General features: G+C 51.3%; 7 protein-coding genes. 5 read left to right on the forward strand and 2 right to left on the reverse strand.

All coding sequences use genetic code 11. The features are described 5' to 3' along the window. Positions 1-243: 243 nt before the first annotated feature. The gene (locus tag NT073_RS25620; RefSeq protein WP_297379338.1) at positions 244-4,173 is read left to right on the forward strand and encodes a PAS domain S-box protein; all 3,930 of its coding nucleotides are present in this window, start codon (positions 244-246) and stop codon (positions 4,171-4,173) included. Positions 4,174-4,298: 125 nt separating this feature from the next. Here the strand turns inward: NT073_RS25620 and NT073_RS25625 are convergent, their stop codons facing one another. Continuing rightward, complete coding sequence (locus NT073_RS25625; protein ID WP_297379340.1) at positions 4,299-4,502, reverse strand: LuxR C-terminal-related transcriptional regulator; 204 nt, start codon at positions 4,500-4,502, stop codon at positions 4,299-4,301. 150 nt (positions 4,503-4,652) lie between these two features. Then, positions 4,653-8,312 (reverse strand): choice-of-anchor Q domain-containing protein, encoded by a 3,660-nt coding sequence (locus tag NT073_RS25630; RefSeq protein ID WP_297379342.1) that lies wholly within the window; start codon positions 8,310-8,312, stop codon positions 4,653-4,655. Positions 8,313-8,955: 643 nt separating this feature from the next. Between NT073_RS25630 and NT073_RS25635 the strand changes: the two genes are divergently transcribed. The 4 genes from NT073_RS25635 to NT073_RS25650 all read left to right on the forward strand — a co-directional run bounded on the left by NT073_RS25635 (position 8,956) and on the right by NT073_RS25650 (position 19,475). After that, positions 8,956-13,410 carry a PAS domain S-box protein gene (locus tag NT073_RS25635; protein ID WP_297379345.1) on the forward strand — a complete coding sequence of 1,485 codons (4,455 nt, stop codon included), beginning with the start codon at positions 8,956-8,958 and terminating at the stop codon, positions 13,408-13,410. Positions 13,411-13,547: 137 nt separating this feature from the next. Continuing rightward, positions 13,548-14,186 (forward strand): GntR family transcriptional regulator, encoded by a 639-nt coding sequence (locus tag NT073_RS25640; protein WP_012925233.1) that lies wholly within the window; start codon positions 13,548-13,550, stop codon positions 14,184-14,186. 499 nt (positions 14,187-14,685) lie between these two features. Continuing rightward, positions 14,686-17,877 (forward strand): SusC/RagA family TonB-linked outer membrane protein, encoded by a 3,192-nt coding sequence (locus NT073_RS25645; protein WP_297379348.1) that lies wholly within the window; start codon positions 14,686-14,688, stop codon positions 17,875-17,877. Between the two features lie 11 nt (positions 17,878-17,888). After that, entirely contained in the window at positions 17,889-19,475 is a 1,587-nt protein-coding gene (locus NT073_RS25650) for a SusD/RagB family nutrient-binding outer membrane lipoprotein (protein ID WP_297379350.1), read from the forward strand. Positions 19,476-19,519 lie beyond the last annotated feature (44 nt).

Raw genomic sequence — 19,519 nt, forward strand, 5'->3', positions numbered from 1 at the left:
GGCCTGGGAGTTCGTATGCAACTGAGTATACCGGGTTACCGGGCAGGTACATTTAACTACGAGCAGGGCACCGGGCCAAAGGCCTATGTCTCCTTGTGATGCGGTTAGGCCGAAGCCAAATTCAACAATGAGTAATACAATTTTTATCATACCATCGAATTGGTTACCCCTAGTTAGTCAATAGATAAAAATCAAAATATATATGTGATATTTGTTTAGTTAGAATTCAGAGAAGTGACTGGTATGGATATTGTGAATGAAGCAGGAAGGCTAGACGCGTTAAAGAGCTACACTATTCTGGATACCTTACCCCAGAAAGAATTTGACCGGCTTACGGAACTGGCCTCCCTGATTTGTCAAACCCCCATGTCACTCATCACACTACTGGATCAGGACAGGCAGTGGTTCAAGTCCCGGATAGGCCTTGATCTGTCGGAAACCAGACGGGATATTGCTTTCTGCCGGTATACTATCCTCGAAGAAGGGTTAACGGAAATTGAAGATGCGACGCTGGATAGCCGGTTTAGTAAAAACCCGCTGGTTCTATCCGATCCATCGATCCGTTTTTACGCGGGTTACCCCCTGACGGACCCTAATGGGTTTACCCTTGGAACAATTTGTGTACTGGACAAAGTACCCCGAAAGCTTTCCCCAACTCAGCAAGAGGCTTTAAGGGTACTGGCTGAAACGGCCATTGAGCTGATTATCAGGCGACGACAGACCCAGGAAATTATTCACTTAAAACAACTTTTCGACTTATCGAATGACCTCATCTGCTTGGCAGGTGTGGATGGTTTCTTAAAAAAAGTTAATCCTGCTTTCCATCAGGTACTGGGCTGGGACGAGCCTTATTTACTTAGCCATTCGTTTTATGAACTGGTTCATCCGGACGACCTGATTGATACCCAGCGCGAAATTTCCCAGTTAGCCGACGGTAAGAAGACCATTAATTTTGTCCATCGGTTTCGGTGCTTTGACGGCACCTACTGCTATCTTCAGTGGGTAGCTACCCCAGAACCCGCAACGGGGTATGTATTTGCCATTGCGCGCAATGTTACCGAGGAAAAACAGCGGGAACTAAGGCTGAATCATTCGGAAGCCAAATTCCGAACCTTCTTCGAAAACTCTCAGGGGCTACTGTGTATTCATGACCTTAATGGTAAGTTGTTATCCGTCAACATGGCCGGGGCGCAGGCTTTAGGCTACCAGCCCGACGAATTGGTCGGGCGTCGGCTGGCGGATATTGTTTCGATGGATCATCAGGAAGGGCTGGCCCGCTATTTACAGATCGCCCATACAAAGGGACGGGCGAGCGGCCTGATGCACACGCTTCATAAAGACGGTTCGCTACGGATCTGGCTGTTCAACAACATCCTGGAGCAAGACCTGGACGAACAACCCTACATTCTGGGCAACGCCATTGACATAACCGAACGGCATCGCCTGGAAGTTGAATTGAACCGCACCCAGCAGATGCTGTCGCAAACCAATGAAGTGGCTCGCATTGGTTTCTGGGAAGTTAATGTACTGGAGCAAACCATCCACTGGTCGGCCGTGACCCGCTCCATTCACGAAGTTGCCGAGGATTTTATTCCGAATCTGGAGACAGCCATCTACTTTTTTAAAGGAGACCATCAGGCAGCCATCCGTAATGCCGTGACGCGGGCCATTGAGGAAGGCGTAGGCTACGATCTGGAATTGCAGATTATAACGGCTAAGGGTAAAACGGTATGGGTAAGAGCACTGGGTATTCCCGAATTTGATCAGGGGCGATGCCTGCGCCTTTATGGCACGTTTCAGGATATTGACGAAAAAAAGAAAGTTGAACAGGCCTTACTAACCGAGAAACTACGATTGGCCGCTTTCGTTAAACATGCGCCCGCTGCGGTAGCCATGTTCGACCGGCAGATGAACTACATCGCTGTCAGCAACCGCTGGATGGAGGACTACCACCTCACAGGCACGATCATCGGGCGATGTCATTATGAGGTGTTTCCCACAACTCCCGAATCGTGGAAAGCCATTCATGCGCGGTGTAATCAGGGGGCAGTGGAAAAAAAGGAAGAAGATGTCTGGCGACCGCTGGGCTGGACTCATGATCAGTATGTGCGGTGGGAGGTAAGACCCTGGTACCAATTTGACGGGACGATCGGGGGCATTATGATGCTGACCCAGGATATAACGGAGATTTGTTTACAGCGGGATGAGCTGAAAAAGGCCAAATTGGTGGCCGAGCAGGCGAGTCAGGCCAAATCAGAATTTCTGGCCAACATGAGCCATGAAATCAGAACGCCCCTCAATGGGGTCATCGGCTTTACGGATCTGGTGCTGAAAACAACGCTGACGCCTACCCAGCATCAATACTTAACCATTGTCAATCAATCGGCGAATGCCCTGTTGACGACAATTAATGATATACTGGATTTTTCCAAAATCGAAGCGGGCAAACTGGAGCTCACTATCGAAAAGATAGACATTTATGAACTGACCAGCCAGGCAGCCGAAATCATTACCTATCAGGCTCAAACCAAAGGGCTGGAAGTGTTGCTGAATGTGGCCCCCGATGTTCCCCGGTTTATCTATACCGATTCGGTACGCTTGAAACAGGTACTGGTTAATCTGCTGGGCAATGCTGTCAAGTTTACCCAGCAGGGTGAGATCGAACTAAAAGTCACCGCAACGGGTGCATCAGAAGCCGGTGAGGAAGCCATCCGGTTTGCTGTTCGTGATACGGGCATGGGTATTCGGGCGGATATGCAGCAAAAAATATTCCACGCCTTCTCTCAGGAAGACCCATCAACGACCAAGAAGTTTGGGGGCACCGGGCTCGGGTTAACGATCGCCAATAAGTTATTGGGCCTTATGGGGAGTCAACTGGAACTCATCAGCGAACCCGGAGCAGGCAGTTGCTTTTATTTTACCGTTCAGCTGAAGACCGAAGCCGGGGATGCCATCGACTGGGGCGATCTGAGCTGGATCAAACGAGTGCTGATTGTGGATGACAATGCCAATAACCGGTTGATTCTACGGCAACTGCTTCTATTGAAACAAATTGCCGTAGAAGAAGCCAGCAATGGCTTTGAAGCGCTTCAGTTGCTGGCCGCCAAACCCCAGGGGTTCGATGTCATCCTGATGGATTACCATATGCCTTATCTGGATGGGCTGGAAACGATCGAAAAAATACGAGCTAACTTTTCGACCTCCCCAGCTGAACCAACCATTCTGCTGCTGCACAGTTCGTCGGAAGACGAACGAATCGATAAAGCCTGCGCCCGGTTAGGCGTCCATCAACGGTTCGTGAAACCGCTTAAAATAGATGATCTGTTTATAGTATTAGGCCGTATTGGTCGGCAGGAAAGCCCGTCAGCCAGTATTCAGGAAAATGCCGCAACTCCGCCGGTAGCGCTAAAAAGCATCGCGGCTCCTCTCAACGTGCTGATTGCTGAAGATAATCCGGTAAACCAGCTGCTCACCCGGACAATTATTAACCGGATTGCACCCCAGGCCCAAATCGTCGAAGCTGTCAACGGAATAGAAGCCGTTCAGCTTTACCAGCAGCAAAGGCCCGATCTGATTTTAATGGATATTCAGATGCCCGAGATGAATGGCTACGAGGCCACACGCCAAATTCGCGAACTCGATCCAACCGCTCATGTCCGCATTATTGCCCTCACCGCCGGTACTGTAAAGGGCGAACGCGAAAAGTGTCTGGCAGCCGGTATGGATGATTTCATTACCAAGCCAATCGTGGAAGAATCGCTTCGTCCCTTCTTTGACAAGTGGATGGAGGAACGAACGGATACTGATTCAGCATCGGACAAAATAGCGGAAGAGGAACTTCATGTCGACTGGCGTGTCCTGGAGTCGATCGGAGGTAACGATCTGATTTTGCTGGAGTCGTTACGGGCAACAGCGAGCCAGGAGTTAACCCAGTCCATCGTGACGCTTCAACAGGAAATCCAGCACCAGAACCTGGCGGGATTAAAAGCACTGGGGCATAAGCTGCGGGGAACAGCCCTGAGCGCGGGTATGCCCAGGCTCGCCCGACTCGCTCAACGTCTTGAGCAATCAGACTCGTTTGAAGGAGCAATTAGAAGCGCTCTGCACAGTGATATTGAGCAGGAATGTCAAACCATTCTGGTCATAATGAGCCAGGCTAGCTCGGTCGGTTAGAAACGGATGCGGCTGGTCCGGGCTGACTACTATATACGACTGACAGGGGCAATCAAGTGCAAAAACAGCGGTGAAGCATTCCTAAAAGCCAGTCGGAGTCGGGCTAGAGTTACTAGCCAGTTTCTTTACAAGTACACCTTGGCGGAAATACGAGTTAATTCATCCATATCCGTCAAGCCCAGTTTATCGGCCATCTGTTGTTTGTGTGCCAAAACCACAGCGACAGACAAGGACAAGCGCGTAGCGATAGCTGCGTCGGTAAGCCCCTTGGCCAGTAAACGCATAATGTCTTTTTGCTGGAGTGAAAGTCTTGATAAATCTGGCTGCATAAGTTTACGATTTACCGGGTAACGATTTACCGGGTACCACTGAATGGTTTTGCATCTTAAACCCTTTTCCAGGGCCGCTGATTTTGAGGTACTCAGTAACACCCCAACCATTTCAAAGCGAGATGGTTGGGGTGCATACTATCGAATAGCTTAATTAACTTTGAGTACTTTCACCGTCTGACGCCGGGCAGGAGTGCTGATCTGTAGCAGCAGGAGGCCTGCCCCCTGGCTACCCGTACTCAGCGTCTGCCGCTCTACAGCATTCGGCTGGGCTACCTGCCGGGTGTCAATCAACTTCCCAACTGCATCGGTAACTGTGTAGACAAGAGACTGCCCCTGCGCCCCGCTCACTTCTATCACTACCTCACTACCTGCTATCGGGTTACCCAACACCCGTACCTGCCAGTTGTCGTCGACAAACGTTTCCACGCGACCGGCCGCCAGTCGGGCTGCTGCCGGATTGATCACCGTAAAGGACACTATCAGCGGAGTGCCCGCAACACCCGTCCCACCCACACTTGAATAGGGTGTGGCCGTTAGTGTGTAAGTTCCCAAGGCCGGCGTCCAGCCCAGAAAGTTACCCTGATCATCACCAAACAGCGCATAAGGTGCCAGCGTCTCCACCTGCTGACGACTCTGTCGGCCGCTCAGCGCAAAGACCACCGAGCCGACTGCCGTGGGTTCGGTGAGGGCCTGAATAGCCAGATTCTTGGTGGACAGTTTAGAGAGGTCGATTTGCAGGCCATTAGTCAGTTCCTGAATGGGCTGATCGGTGTCGGCATTGATGAGCCACAGATGAGCCAGCCGCCCGGCAGCCGGTGTGGCAGAGTCGATCACGGTAAAGGAAACGCTCAGCGCCGTACCGACACTACCCGTGCCCCCCGCTCCCGAAAACGGAGTCGCCGTGAGTTTGTAGTTGCCGAGGGGCGGTGTCCAGCTGTAATAATGGCCACCCTGGTTGTCGCCAAACAGCGCATAGGGTGCCAGCGTCTCCACTTGTTGGTGGCTCTGCTGTCCGCTCAGGGCGAACACGACCGAACCGACCGCCGTGGGCTCAGTGACAGCCTGAACAGCCAGATTCCGGGTGGGCAGTTTGGCGAGGTCAAGCTGCTGGCCATTGGTCAGTTCCTGAATGGGCTGATCGGTATCGGCATTGATGAGCCACAGATGAGCCAGTCGCCCGGCAGCAGGTGTGGCAGAGTCGATCACGGTAAAGGAAACGCTCAACGCCGTACCGACACTACCCGTGCCTCCCGCTCCCGAAAACGGAGTCGCCGTCAGGCGGTAGTTGCCGGTGGCGGGGGTCCAGGGCAGGTAGTTACCCTTGTTATCGTCGCCGAACAACGCGTATGGGGCCAGCGTTTCCACTTGCCGACGTGTCTCCTGGCCGCTGAGTTGAAAGACTACGGAGCCCACGGCGGTCGGTTCGGTAGTAGCCTGAATAGCAACCCGACGGCTGGGAAGTGTGGACAGATTAATAGACTGCCCATTGGTCAGTTCGCGGATGGGCTGGTTGTTATCGGCATTGATGAGCCAGAAGTGGGCAAGGCTGGATACGGACGGGCTAGCCACGATGGTGACCGACTGGCTGGCCGCGCCACTACAGCCATTGGCATCGGTAAAGGCATAGCTGACCGAGTGCGTACCCAGCGTCAGAGCGGCCGGATTAAGGACCGTAGCCGTGTTACCATCGATGGTAAAGGTGCCTCCGGCAGGTGTGCCTGCTCCGGCCAGCGTTACGGCGGGGGCCGTTTGAGAATAGGTACTGGCCAGCCCATTGATGGATACGACGGGTTTGGCATTAACCACTAGCGACACACTGGCCGTGGCCGTCAGGTTATTGGCATCGGTGACCAGCAGGTTGACAAGTACACTTCCCGCGGTCGTGGCGCTGAAGCGGATGGTATTGTCAAGCTGATTATCCAGGCTTCCGGCGGAGGTGGACCAACTGTAGGTGTAAGGGGCCGTACCACCACTAACCTGAGCCGTCAGACCGGTCGTGCTACCCACACACAAGGCACTCTGGCCGGTGGTTGCGCTGACCACTGGCGGCTGAGCGACGGGCGGAGTTACCGATAAACTAAACGCGGTGGAGGTAACGCTGTTACAGGCACTGGTAGCCACGAGCGAATACGAACCCGCCTGAGCGAGTTGCACGTTGGTGAGCCGGAGGGTGGCCGAGGTTTGACCCGTCACGATCAGGCCATCTTTGTACCAGGCGTAGCTGTCGGCGGGCGCATTGAGGCCGACGGTTGTCTCGACGGTGGCCCCGGCCACCACGCTGGACTGGCTGGCGGGTTGCTGGGTGATGGCCAGGGGTGTGGCGGGCGGGCCCTGAAACTCGTAGGCCCCAATGTCGATGGTGCCGCCCGAGGGGTAAATCCGGGGATTTCCGGCGATATCGGTTGTTGTACCAACTTCAGTACCATTAGTATAATACGAGTTGGTGCCCGCATCAATGGCCGGTGAGCAAGGCCCCGGCTCTAAACTTTGTTCGTTGCGAAAGGGCGAACTGGTAATGACTCGTACCAGCGGATCGGAAGGTTCCGAACTGCTTACCCCTTGTTCAACCAGGCAGTTGAATAGTCGGGCAATGCCTTTGCCCAGTATGCTCGGCGTAAAGGCGAATGTCGGCGTGTTGAAGATAGCCGTTGATCCGCCATTGTTCCAGAGAATACAGTTATAGAGATAAGGACCACTCAAGACCTGATAGGGAGCGCCGTTGCCATAGTCACCTGGGTAACCTGCATTATAGAAGGCCCCTCCCTGCGGTGCCGAGTTGTTACTCAGGGTACAATTTCGCAACTCAGGGTTGGCTCTGGTGCTGCCAATTCCTGTTGCATACGTATACATGACCCCGCCTGTGCTGGAAGCTCTATTGCCGGAAAAAATACAGTTAAAAATCCGCGGGCTGGCAGTGGCAATGGTCCGACTGAACGGAGAATAAGCACCCCGGGCATAATTGTAAATGGCAGCCCCACTCCCGGCATTGTTATTGAGAAATCGACAGTTGGAGATCACCGGATACGATTGGTGCAGTTCACCGGCATTGCAGATTGCCCCACCCTCGCCGGCGGTGTTACGAACGAAGTCACAGTTTTGTATAAACGGGTTAGTCCGGCCGTTAACGCCATCATTCAATATACCTCCTCCCCGGCTGGGGGCGTAGTTGAACGTAATCAGGCAGTTCTGAATCAAAGGGCTACTGACGCCATTGTTATCATTGAAGAAGTCCCCATAATTCAGGATACCCCCTCCTCCGGCGGCTGTCGTTCCAGTATACTTTCGGGTCGTGGCATAGCCGCCCGTAATAACGACTCCATCCAATTGCGTACCTCCTCCTTCGCCGACATTATAGAACATGACCACATTGTTGGCGTTTTCCGCGTCGAGGGTGTTGTCGTTATCAATGTCTCCCGACAAGGTGGTGCTGCTGGGTTGTCCAACGATGGCGAAGTTAACCCGGCTGTCGGGGTTAGGTCCAGTACCGGCGTAGCCTCCGAAGAGGGCTATGCCGGCTGGAATATTGAACGAAACCATCCGATCGCCCGTGGCACTGGGTTTGTACAGCCCGGCCGCCACTCTGAAAATACTACCTGAACGGGCACTCGCCAGGGTAGACCGGAGCTGGCTACCGGGCAGGGCATTGGCCCAGTCGGCACCGGTTTGCTGACCGGCTCCATCCTGAGTAACATACACCGTTTGAGCCTGCAAACTCAGGGCGCTCATCAGCCATAATACCACCCCCAGCAGGCAGGCAGGCAGGTAGGCAGGGTTCTTACTACGAAATCGGGTAAAGTTGTTTTTCATACGTGCTTGATTTTAAAATTGTTAATTGATAGACATACTAGATATTCAGAAAAAGAAAGCGACTCTGGACATAAGGTCAGACGCTCCTGCTGCCAAAGGCAATGGTTTAAAAGGCCACAGGCTGTAGCTGTTTTGGAGAGGAGTTAAACAGGAACCCTGGCTGCGGGTAAGGCCAACTAAAATTGAAGAAAGGTAGGCGCATCGGCTGGTAGGGGTAAAGAACAAGCCTTACCGACCTCCAAAGTAGGAAAATGAAGGTATGTATGACCCTTCTTTATATGAAGAAATTGAGAAAACCGAGGTATCGGCCCTGTATCGTTTCTAACATGCTATTAAAGTAACTATTTGTTAATCAATCCGTAGAAGCGATTGACTGTTCACGCGCTTGGCAGTCTATTGCAACAGTCTCTTCTTGAATTAGCTGACGTTTACCGAATGGAAGGCTATACCAATGAGCTTTTCATGAAACAGGCAGAGATACTCCTACAATAAGGCGAGCTATGTTAGAATACAAGGCATACTAGTTACAATTTATACAAAATATTGTACATTTGAGTAAGCATTTATTACCCTTATGATTAGTTCGATTAACTCACTTAAGACCTGTCGAGTTTCTACGTCTTTTGCATCCGCTTTTTCTTTTATGTATCTGGAAGGCGTATTTTTTCCAGACAATAAACTTGCGGATCTGCGAATTGGCTGGGCTTCCTCAGGTGAGCTGACCGGCACGATCTTATCAGAATTTATATCGGCGGGGGTGTTAAGTTCACTCTGTTTCAACCTCGCACAGGGAGATGTTGCCTGTCTGAACATAAGTAACGATGATTGTTTACAGGGAACCTGGCAGATCGTCCCCTTCAAAGAGGGGTATCTCGCTACGCTTCAATCGCACAACACGAGCTACAATCCGGAAAATACCATATCTGAAAGTTCAGAAGAACTCCTTCGTCGTCTTGAGTACCGACGAATCTTCAATGGCTTGACCAGCGCCTTAATTAACCTGCCTTTTTCGAAACTCGACGAGTTTTTGCTCGACGCCCTGGAGCAAATGGGGCGTTATACCCAAGTCGATCGCTGTTATGTGTTCAGGTATTCAGCGTCGGCCGACGAGATGAGCTGTACCCACGAATGGTCTGCAGCAGGCATTTCGCCCCAGCAGGAATTGTTGCAGGTCTTACCGGTAAGCCTGTTTCCGTGGTGGCACCAGAAAATGGTACGTGGTGAAACCATCTGCCTATACTCGCTGGAAGACCTGCCCGCTGAGGCTCAAGCGGAACGAGACATATTGGCCGATCAGCAAATTCTATCCCTGTTGGTCATTCCGATTATGATGGAGCAGCGCCCCCTGGGATTTATCGGGTTTGATGCGGTTACTGAAGCCAGGCACTGGAATAGCGAGGATGTCGAATTGCTGGAGACGTTCTCTCAACTGTTGGTAAATACCCTAAAGCGATTCTCGCATGAGCAGTCGATCATTGCGTTCAGTCGCCGGGAGTCAATCATGAATCTGATTCATGAGACCTTGCTGGCTCGTGAAATAACTCCATTCGGTGCTCAGTCGCAGGTATTGCAACATCTGTATACGCTTGTACCGGCTGAGTTGATGGCCATATACAATGTGGCACAAGAACCACCACTAGCCGTAGCTACCAGCTGGCTGATAAGCGGAAACGTCACGAGTGAGTTCGATACACGTTATCCCGAAACGATACCTTTAGTAAACTGTCCGGAACCTGAACGGGCCCAACTCCTGTCAGCAGCGGTAAAGGCCGGGCGGCCCTGCGAGTCGGTATGCTGCATACCTATTCAGCAGGAAAGCCGACTGTTGGGGTACCTCCTGATTGCCGACCCACGCAGGCACCTGTTAACCCAGGACGACCTGGCACTTCTTCAACGGGCGGCCTATCTGCTGGCCGACTTCCGGGTCCGAAAGGAATTGGTGGAACAGCTGCAGGTGCAGGCTAATCAATTGACCGAGACCAACCAGCTCTTATCGGCAATCGTGGACAGTACACCGGCCGGCCTTGCGTTATTCAGCCCCCAATGGCAGAATGACCGGATTTATGACTTTACGTATCGGTTTACCAACCCGGCCAATGTGAGGCTTACCGGCCGAAGCCTTGACCAGATGAGAGACAACACCTTGTTGACGCTCTTTCCAGAAATAAACCAGATAGGGTTGTTTGACAAACTGGCTCAGACCGCACTTACCGGCCAGGCGCAACATTTTGACGAATACGTTCGTCATGATGGGATGAGTATGTGGGGTTACTTTAATCTTATCCCAATTGGGCCGGATGTTCTTTTTACCGTGCAGGATATTACTCCGCAAAAAGAAGCAGAAGAACTCCTGCGCCATCAGAATGAACTACTGGAAAGGCAGGTCGAGTTACGGGCCAACGAAATCAGACACCTGAATGCGCTTCAGAAAGCCATCATCAATTACGCTGCGCTGGGATTTGCCGCAACAGATGCACAAGGGATTATTCAGCTGATAAACCCGGCTCTGGAAGTAATGACGGGGTATAAAGCCCATGAGTTAATCGGCAAGGTCTCTCCCGGCGCGCTTCGGGCTCCCCAAACCCACCAGCGGCTGATTCAGGAGCTTACTCCCCACCTGGACGATCCAACACTGGAGGGCGATGCACTTATAACGGCCTATGTCCAGGACCATACTTTTTTACAACGGGAAAATACACTGCAGCATAAAGATGGCCATCTACTACCGGTTCTCTCAACGGTCAGCGGTTTATACGACGAGCAGGGAGTATTGCTGGGGTATGTTGATTTTGTAACGGATATCTCCGTGTTTAAACAGGCACAGGAAACGGCAAAGAGGGCTTACCACCGGCTTCAGCTAGCTGCCGATACGGCCGGACTAGGCATTTGGGAATATGACCTGGCGACAGAAAAGGTTAGTCTGGACGAGCAGATGCAGCGTATCTGTGGCATCGATAACCAGCACATGCCGCTTGATGCAGAACTGTTCAGCAACCTCATTCACCCCGCTGACCGGGAACGCTTTCAACAGGCAAAGGCACACGCACTAGCATACAAGCTAACCAGTAGTCTTAATTTTCGTCTGCTACAACCCAGTGGGCAGCTTGTTTATGGCGAAATGCGCATGCAACCCCTGCTGGATGAGCACCAGCAGCCGCTTCAGTTAATTGGCGTCGTGCAGGACCGTACGGCTCAACGACAAACGGAACTGGCGCTTCAGCGAAACAAGGAACAGTATCTGGCTTTAGTCAATAATCTGCATGAAATTGTTTTTCAGATGGATTTAACCGGGTCGTTCACCTTCCTGAATAACGCCTGGACCGAAACGATTGGTTATCCGCTGGCAGATTCGATCGGTCAATCCATTCTTTCATTTCTTTCTCCCGCCGATCATCAGGTATGTAGCCAGCTGATCACTCAGCTGGTAAGCAGAGAAATACAGATCTGCCAAAAGACAGTTGCATTTATCGCTCAGAATGGAGAAACAAAAATAGCCGAAGTGGATGCCCGGCTCCTGACCGACGCGCAGGAGTTACCGATAGGCATAACGGGCACATTCCGGGATGTGACGGAACAAAACAAAGCTACTGATGCGCTGCGGCAAAGTGAACAGCGCTTCAAAGCCATTTTTAATTCGACCTTCCAGATGATAGGACTACTCTGCCCACAGGGGACTATCCTCGAAATGAATGATACCGCCTGTCTGGCATCTGGAAAAAGCATGGATGAACTGGCCGGTCAGTATCTGTGGGAAACGTATTGCTGGCAACTATCACCGGCGATCTGGCAAAAATGCCGGGCAGCCGTTACCAAAGCGGCAGGCGGAGAACCCGTAAACTACGAAACGAACATTTGGCTGGCGGGCCAAACGGTAGTTACCATCGACTTTTCGGTGCGGCCCTTGTTCAACGATGCCGGAGAGGTCGTGCTGCTGATTGTAGAAGGGCACGACCTGTCTAGCTACAAGCAGATGCAGCAGGCGTTACAGGAAAGTGAGCAACGATTCCGGGAAATTGCCGAGAAAGTAGACTCCCTGTTGTGGATTCGTGAAAGCGGATCGCCCCGGTTCAGCTACGTTAACCCTATGTATGAACGCTTAACGGGAAGAGCCTGTGAAAGCTTGTATGAAGACCCAACCTCGTTTCTGGACTTTGTGGTTGAGGAAGACAGGCCCATACTTCTACAGCTTTTGATGTCGAACCAGCCTTATGACGGCCCGACTTATCTCCGGGCCAGAATAGCCGGTGAAATCCGCTGGTTTGAAATCCGAGGCTTTTTCACCAAAGATGCAACCGGTAAAGTGGTGAGGCATATTGGAGTTGGCCAGGATGTGACCAGCCAGATGGAGAATAAACAAGTGCTGGAAGCAGCCCTTGAACGGGAGCAGGCCCTGAACAAGCTTAAATCCCTGTTTGTGTCCATGGCCTCGCACCAGTTTCGAACACCCCTGATGACCATTCAGTCCAGCTCAGAATTAATTGAGTTTTTAGTTAATCAGGACAATGCCGACCAAAAGCCGGCTGTGCAGCGCCACCTGCACCGAATCAGGGGGGAAGTCGGGAAATTAACCAGCATTCTGGCCGATATTCTATTGTTGGGTCAGTCGGACTCCGGCAAGATTTGTATGCAGGCCGAACAGGTGAATCTGTTGCCCTATATTACCCAGATTCGGGACGACTATTTTTCCACTGGGTTAGGTCAACGGCGTGTTCTGATCCAGGCCAATGAACAGGACTACTGGGCTGCTGTTGACAGGAAGCTAATGAGTCACGTACTACAGAATCTGTTGACAAATGCCACAAAATATTCCAAGGGCGACCCCCTGATTCGACTCACTCAAACGGAGCAAACGATCCAAATTGAGGTAATCGATGATGGTATTGGCATACCTGCCGGGGAGCTATCCCATTTGTTTGACTCTTTTTTCCGCGCCAGTAATGCCCGCCAGTTTCAGGGAACAGGATTGGGCCTGTCGATCGCCCGCCAGTTTGTCGAATTGCATAATGGCACCATAGCCGTACAAAGTGAGGCAGGAAAAGGGACAACGTTTATAGTCACCTTACCAGCCGGAGAGCCCTCCTTGCCAGAAGCTGTCTGAGTCCAGAGCGATCAGGTTAACCCGTTACGCTAACCTGAACGGCCACCAGCAAGTCTAAACGTTCAATAATTTTGAATTATTGATTACAAAAAGACTTAAATTTGCGCTCGCTGTATATCAATTTTTGTTTACAAAATATGAAAGTCGATTCGCTTGCTAACAAAGCTTATATTGAGATTAGACGAAAAATATTATCTAACCAATTAGTAGCGGGCACTCGCTTAAAAGAAGATTTGTGGGCAAAAAAGATGGAGGTTAACCGGATAGCCGTTCGTGAGGCCCTAACCCGACTACAGGGCGAACAACTGATTGTTTTTGGCGAGAAGGGCGGCTATTTCGTAAAGTCGATGACGGCCGATGACATTCGGGAAATACGGGAAATACGGGAAATCCTGGAGTTAGGAGCCCTACGGCTAGCCATTCAGAAGATTGACGAACAGCAGCTTGGCAGACTGGAAGAAATCTGTAATGATTTTACGTCTATGGTAGAAAGGGGATACCTGAGCGGTGCTCTAGAAGCCGACGTAAAATTCCACGAAACCCTGATCGACTGCGCTGGCAATTCAAAATTACTGGATATTTACCAGATCAGTAATATTCCTTTATTCCACCAGAAAATCGGCAAAACTCAGATCCATATGGATGACTATGAGCAAACAGATCAGGAACATCGCCAGATCCTTAAAGCGCTAAAAGAGAAAAACTTAGCCCTTGCCCAGGAAGCATTGACCCGGCATCTGCTCCGTGGCGAATCAGCTTCATTAGAAATTGAATAAACCCAAACCTGCCCCTAAACAGGATTCCCCCAGCAGCCCCCCTGCTTTCTTAGGCGCTCTCCCCGACCTGCTGTTCGTCACCACTTTATTGGCCATTGGCTCTCTCCTGGCCCTGCCTTCTTTTACGATTAACACCAGTCTTAGCCCTGCTTGCCCCCCTGCTGTTCGGCCCTTCGGTTTGTAGAAATATATTTTTTTGTCTCTACTTTATTTTGTTTACAAAATTTACCTTTATTTGTAGTCAAAAATAGTGAGACAAATTGTGTGGTTGCTAGTAAGCCGACCGAAAGACCATTGCCTGAAGTTTAATTTTCAGGTTTAATACCGACTCTCTGGCGCAGGCTTCCTAACAGATACATACGCCCAAAAGCTCCATGACAATCCCTGGGGCTATCAGGAAACCTATTGCCCGACACGTCTCTATTGCAGCCCGATTCTCAGCGTACTTTTAACTACTATCTAACCTTTATCGAGCGGTTTTTTTACAAAAAGCTACCTTATGAAAACACAAGTAAAAGCATCAGTCAGTTGTCCTGATCGCAGTACAGGCAAGCACTTCTGGCGGGTCTTCCGTCTGACTATTTTTCTACTCGGTATTGAAGGGGCGTTGAGTCTGATGAACCTGTCTACCGCAAATCGGGCCTTCGCACAGCAGGTAAGACAGCTTACAGGTCGCGTATTGGATAGCCAGAAAAACTCTGTTCCGGGCGCCACGATTGTGGCCAAAGGGAGTAATACGGGCGTTACAACCGATGCCGACGGAAAATTTACCCTTTCCATTTCCAATACGATCAGTTCACTCGTCATCTCCTATATTGGCATGACACCGCAGGAAATTGAAGTGGGGAATCGCTCTGCAATGGGTGATATCGTTCTGTCGGAAAGCAGCATGGTACTACGCGAAGTGGTCGTAACGGCACTAGGTATCGAACGAGCGGCCAAAACCATTACTTACTCGATCCAGAAACTTGGTGGTGAGCAAATTAATGAGGTGCGTGATGCTAACTTTACTAACACACTCTCCGGAAAAATTGCCGGTCTGACCATCACGCCATCGGCAAACGGCCCCGGCGGTGCTACCCGCATTGTGCTGCGGGGAAACCGCTCCATTCAAGGTTCCAACAATGCCCTGATCGTTGTCGACGGGGTGCCTATCGACAACTCAACGCCCGCAGGTCAGGTGCGAAGTGATGCCGGTGGACAAAGCGGCAGCGATGGCGCGTCGAGCATAAACCCCGATGATATTGAGTCACTTAACGTACTGAAAGGAGCCGCCGGAGCCGCCTTGTATGGTAGCCGGGCCGCCAACGGAGTTATCATTATCACGACGAAAAAAGGAAAAAGTGGTAAGCTTGACGTCAATATCAACTCAGGGGTGACTGTCGACCGGGCTTTAACCACACCCAGCTTACAGAACTCGTACGCTCAGGGATCGGGAGGAACCTACTCAACACTGGCAAGCGGAAGCTGGGGGCCAGCCATCAGCGGACAGAGCGTAACCAACTGGCAGGGCCAAACGGTTAATCTTCAAGCTTATCCCGATAATATCAAAGACTTTTTCCAGACTGCGGTTTCAACCAATAACTCAGTGGGCGTGAGTGGTGGTTCCGAAAAAATACAGACTTATCTGTCGTATTCGAACAATTACATCAACGGTATCGTACCTAATAACCGACTGTCGCGCAACACCTTCAATGGTCGGATGAGCGTCGATTTAACGAGTCGGCTATCCGTCGATGCCAAGGTCACTTACATGCTTCAGAACATTTACGATAAGCCCGGTGTGGGTGGCGACGGCCTGGTAGTTGCCAACATTTTCAGGATTCCCCGAAGTGTGGACCCCGAAACCCTGAAGTCCTATAAGACGGTGAACCTCAGTGGAATTGAAACGCCCACCTACTGGACCACCACGGATGCCGTCTATATGAATCCTTACTGGACGATAAACAATACCCACCACGACGAGAGCCGGAGTCGGGTAACGGGCCTGCTGGTGATGCGCTACAAACTTACCGACTGGCTGAACATTCAGGGGCGTGTCAGCTCCGACAGTTACAACGACTTTATAACCCAGAAGTACGCCAACAATACCGTTAACTACGCTCGTCAGCCCGGTGGTTTTTATTCGGAAGGCAATGATTTCATTGCCGAGCACAATCTGGACGTATTACTAACCGGTACTAACCGGCTGACGGATGATTTGAAAGTAAACTATAACCTGGGTGGCTCTGTGCTGAGCCGGAGCCTGCGCCACCGTGTCAATGCGGCAGATGGTCTTGGCTTCCCCAACAAATATGACCTCAGCTATGCTACTACGCTGAAAGTAGAAGCCGTTACCAGTAAACGGGAACTTCAATCCGTTTACGGAACGGCCCAATTTGCCTATCGGGATTACCTGTTCCTGGACCTGACAGCCCGCAACGACTGGTCGAGCACGTTACCTTCGCCTTACGCCTACTTTTATCCATCTGTTGGTGTATCAGCTATCCTTTCCGAAATGGTCAGGATGCCCACCTGGATTAGCCTTGGCAAAGTTCGGGCCTCGGTAACCAAGGTGGGGAACGACGCCAGTCCTTATCTGTTAGGCCAGACGTATAGCTATATCCGTGGGGGCTTCGGCGGCTATATTGCCAGCAGCAGCACCAAAGCTATATCGGACCTTAAACCAGAGCTGACCCAATCGCTGGAGATCGGTACGGAGTGGGGCTTTTACAACAACCGGCTGGGACTTGATCTAACTTATTACAAAACCAACTCTCAGAACCAGTTGCTCCAGGTCGCGTCACCGGCCTCGTCCGGCTATTCGACGCTAAATGTGAATGCGGGCAATATCCAGAACTCGGGTGTAGAGGTGGTGTTGACCGCTAAGCCAATTGTAACAAAGGATTTTACCTGGAGTATTGGCCTGAATTATGCCCGAAACACCAATAAAGTACTTGAATTATATGAGGGAGTGAGCCTGTTTTACCTCGGTTCATCGGCCAACATACGTATGGCCACACCCGTTATCAAAGAGGGCGGTTCGTACGGCGACCTCTATGGTTACAAATGGCAAAGAATGAACGATCAGTACGTGGTCAACGCCAATGGTGTACCGGTAAAAACCGACGCTATTGAAAAACTGGGCAACTTTAACCCGAAGTTCACCGCCGGCTTAAGCAACAATTTCACCTACAAAAACTGGAACCTGAACCTGCTCATCGACGGCAAGTTTGGTGGAATAGTAACTTCGGGCACATCCGCTCAGATGGCCTATGCGGGCACCTCGGCCAGTACGGCAACCTTCCGGGAAGCCAACTCCTGGCTCATTCCCGGTGTCACCCCCGAGGGTCAACCTAATACAGTCTCCGTAAATGCAGAGAAATTTTGGCAAACCGTTTCACAGGGCGACTACTCGTGGGGCGAGTTCTTCACCTACGACGCTACCAATGTTCGGGTACGTGAATTGACACTGGGCTACAATTTTACCCGGCTGCCAGGCTTCTTCAAAAACGCCCGCCTATCGTTCGTAGCACGCAACCTGCTCTTCCTCTACCGGGGAAATGCCCTCCTCAACGTACCCGGTATTGGCAAACGGAAACTGGATTTCGACCCCGAGGTGAGCTTCGGCAACAGCAACTTCCAGGGTGTGGAGTACTATAACCTGCCATCGACCCGAAACATTGGTGTGAACCTCAAACTCTCTTTTTAAACGATTTGATCATGTCTAAACGGCTATATTCCCTTTATTCGGCAACCGCAAAGCTTATTGTGCTGGCGCTGGTAAGCATTGGCTTAGCCAATTGCACTAATCAGTTTGAAACGCTGAATACCGATCCAACCAAAATCAGCAGTGTTGGCAGTACTGAGTACCCATTTTTATTTGCCTACGCGCTGATGACACCCACGCTGAGCCCCGATAATTTTGAAGTAGGCGAAGGCACGGTAGCATCGGTATACTCTCAGTTCTTTGCTCAGGCAGCGCAGTCGTTCCCCACCGACCGGTATGTCGTCCGGCAGGACTGGATGCCCGCCTGCTGGAACCCCGTGTATACATCCGCAGCCCCGCAGCTCAAAACGATTATGGCAGGAACATCCCCACAATCGGCCGAAAATGCGGTGGCAACTGTCTGGTGGGTATGGATGTTCCACCGGGTAACCGATTATTTTGGCCCCATTCCTTACTTCGATGCGGCTTCGGGCAAGCGGTATATTTCGTACACTCCACAGGACTCTATTTATACTGATTTTTTCAAAAAATTAGAGGCAGCCTCTACCGTTTTGAAAGCCCGACCAACCGACAAACCATTCGGTACGTATGATCTGGTATATGGAAAAACCGCAAATCCGACAGTTGCCTGGATGAAACTGGCCAATACCCTGCGCCTGCGACTTGCCTTGCGGATTTCGAAAGTAAACCCGTCTCTGGCTAAACAACAGGCCGAAGCCGCCCTGGCAGCAGGCGTTATGACGGATATTGCCGATGACGCGTATATGCCCAAATCGACCACTACCTACAACGAATACAATGGGCTGGCGGTAACAGCAGGTTGGGACGATATTCGAATGAGCACCTCGATGGAGTCCATTTTAAAGGGCTATAACGACCCCCGACTACCTGTTTACTTCCAGCCAGCCGTTGCCACGGGCACCTACGAAGGGGTAAGGAATGGCCTGTTCACCTCCGAGAAGATCATTCCGATCAACTCCCGCCCCTATACCTCCAACATGGGTACTCGCTGGGTTAACTGGGTCAATAATGACTGGAAAACGACCTATAATGTCCCGCAGGATTTGATGCACTCCGCCGAAGCGTACTTCCTGCGGGCCGAAGGTGCACTGAACGGCTGGAGTATGGGCGGCTCGGCCGAAGAACTGTACAAAAAAGGCATTGAAACATCGATGACTCAATGGGGTATTAAAGACCCCGCAGCTATTGCCGCTTATATCAGCAACACAGCCGTACCGATTACCCCGCAGGATGGAATGAACTCGCCGGCCGTCAACGATTATCCGGTGAAATGGAGTGCATCGACCGATATGCAGCGAAAACAGATTGCGCAGCAGAAATGGCTGGCGCTCTACCCCGATGGCATGGAGGCCTGGGCCGATATACGTCGGAGCGGTCTGCCCAAACTGTACCCGGTCGTTCATTCCGAAAACACCGATCTGCCTACCGGTACCTTTATTCGGCGGATGCCATTCCTGGATTCGGAAAAGCAAACGAACGCGCCGGAAGTTGCCAAGGCCGTTAAGATGCTCAGCGGACCCGATAATGCCGCTACGCCACTTTGGTGGGACAAAAACTAGTAGACTGATATTCAGTCCTAACCTTAGCCAGCTAGCCTGTTCGC

It is taken from the genome of Spirosoma sp. (genome assembly GCF_026391055.1).
In the GTDB taxonomy this organism is placed as follows: Bacteria; Bacteroidota; Bacteroidia; order Cytophagales; family Spirosomataceae; genus Spirosoma.

Coding starts and splice junctions, on each gene's coding strand:
- NT073_RS25630 (WP_297379342.1), bottom strand. CDS start 8,312: ATGAAAAACAACTTTACCCGATTTCGTAGTAAGAACCCTGCCTACCTG.
- NT073_RS25635 (WP_297379345.1), top strand. CDS start 8,956: ATGTATCTGGAAGGCGTATTTTTTCCAGACAATAAACTTGCGGATCTG.
- NT073_RS25620 (WP_297379338.1), top strand. CDS start 244: ATGGATATTGTGAATGAAGCAGGAAGGCTAGACGCGTTAAAGAGCTAC.
- NT073_RS25650 (WP_297379350.1), top strand. CDS start 17,889: ATGTCTAAACGGCTATATTCCCTTTATTCGGCAACCGCAAAGCTTATT.
- NT073_RS25645 (WP_297379348.1), top strand. CDS start 14,686: ATGAAAACACAAGTAAAAGCATCAGTCAGTTGTCCTGATCGCAGTACA.
- NT073_RS25625 (WP_297379340.1), bottom strand. CDS start 4,502: ATGCAGCCAGATTTATCAAGACTTTCACTCCAGCAAAAAGACATTATG.
- NT073_RS25640 (WP_012925233.1), top strand. CDS start 13,548: ATGAAAGTCGATTCGCTTGCTAACAAAGCTTATATTGAGATTAGACGA.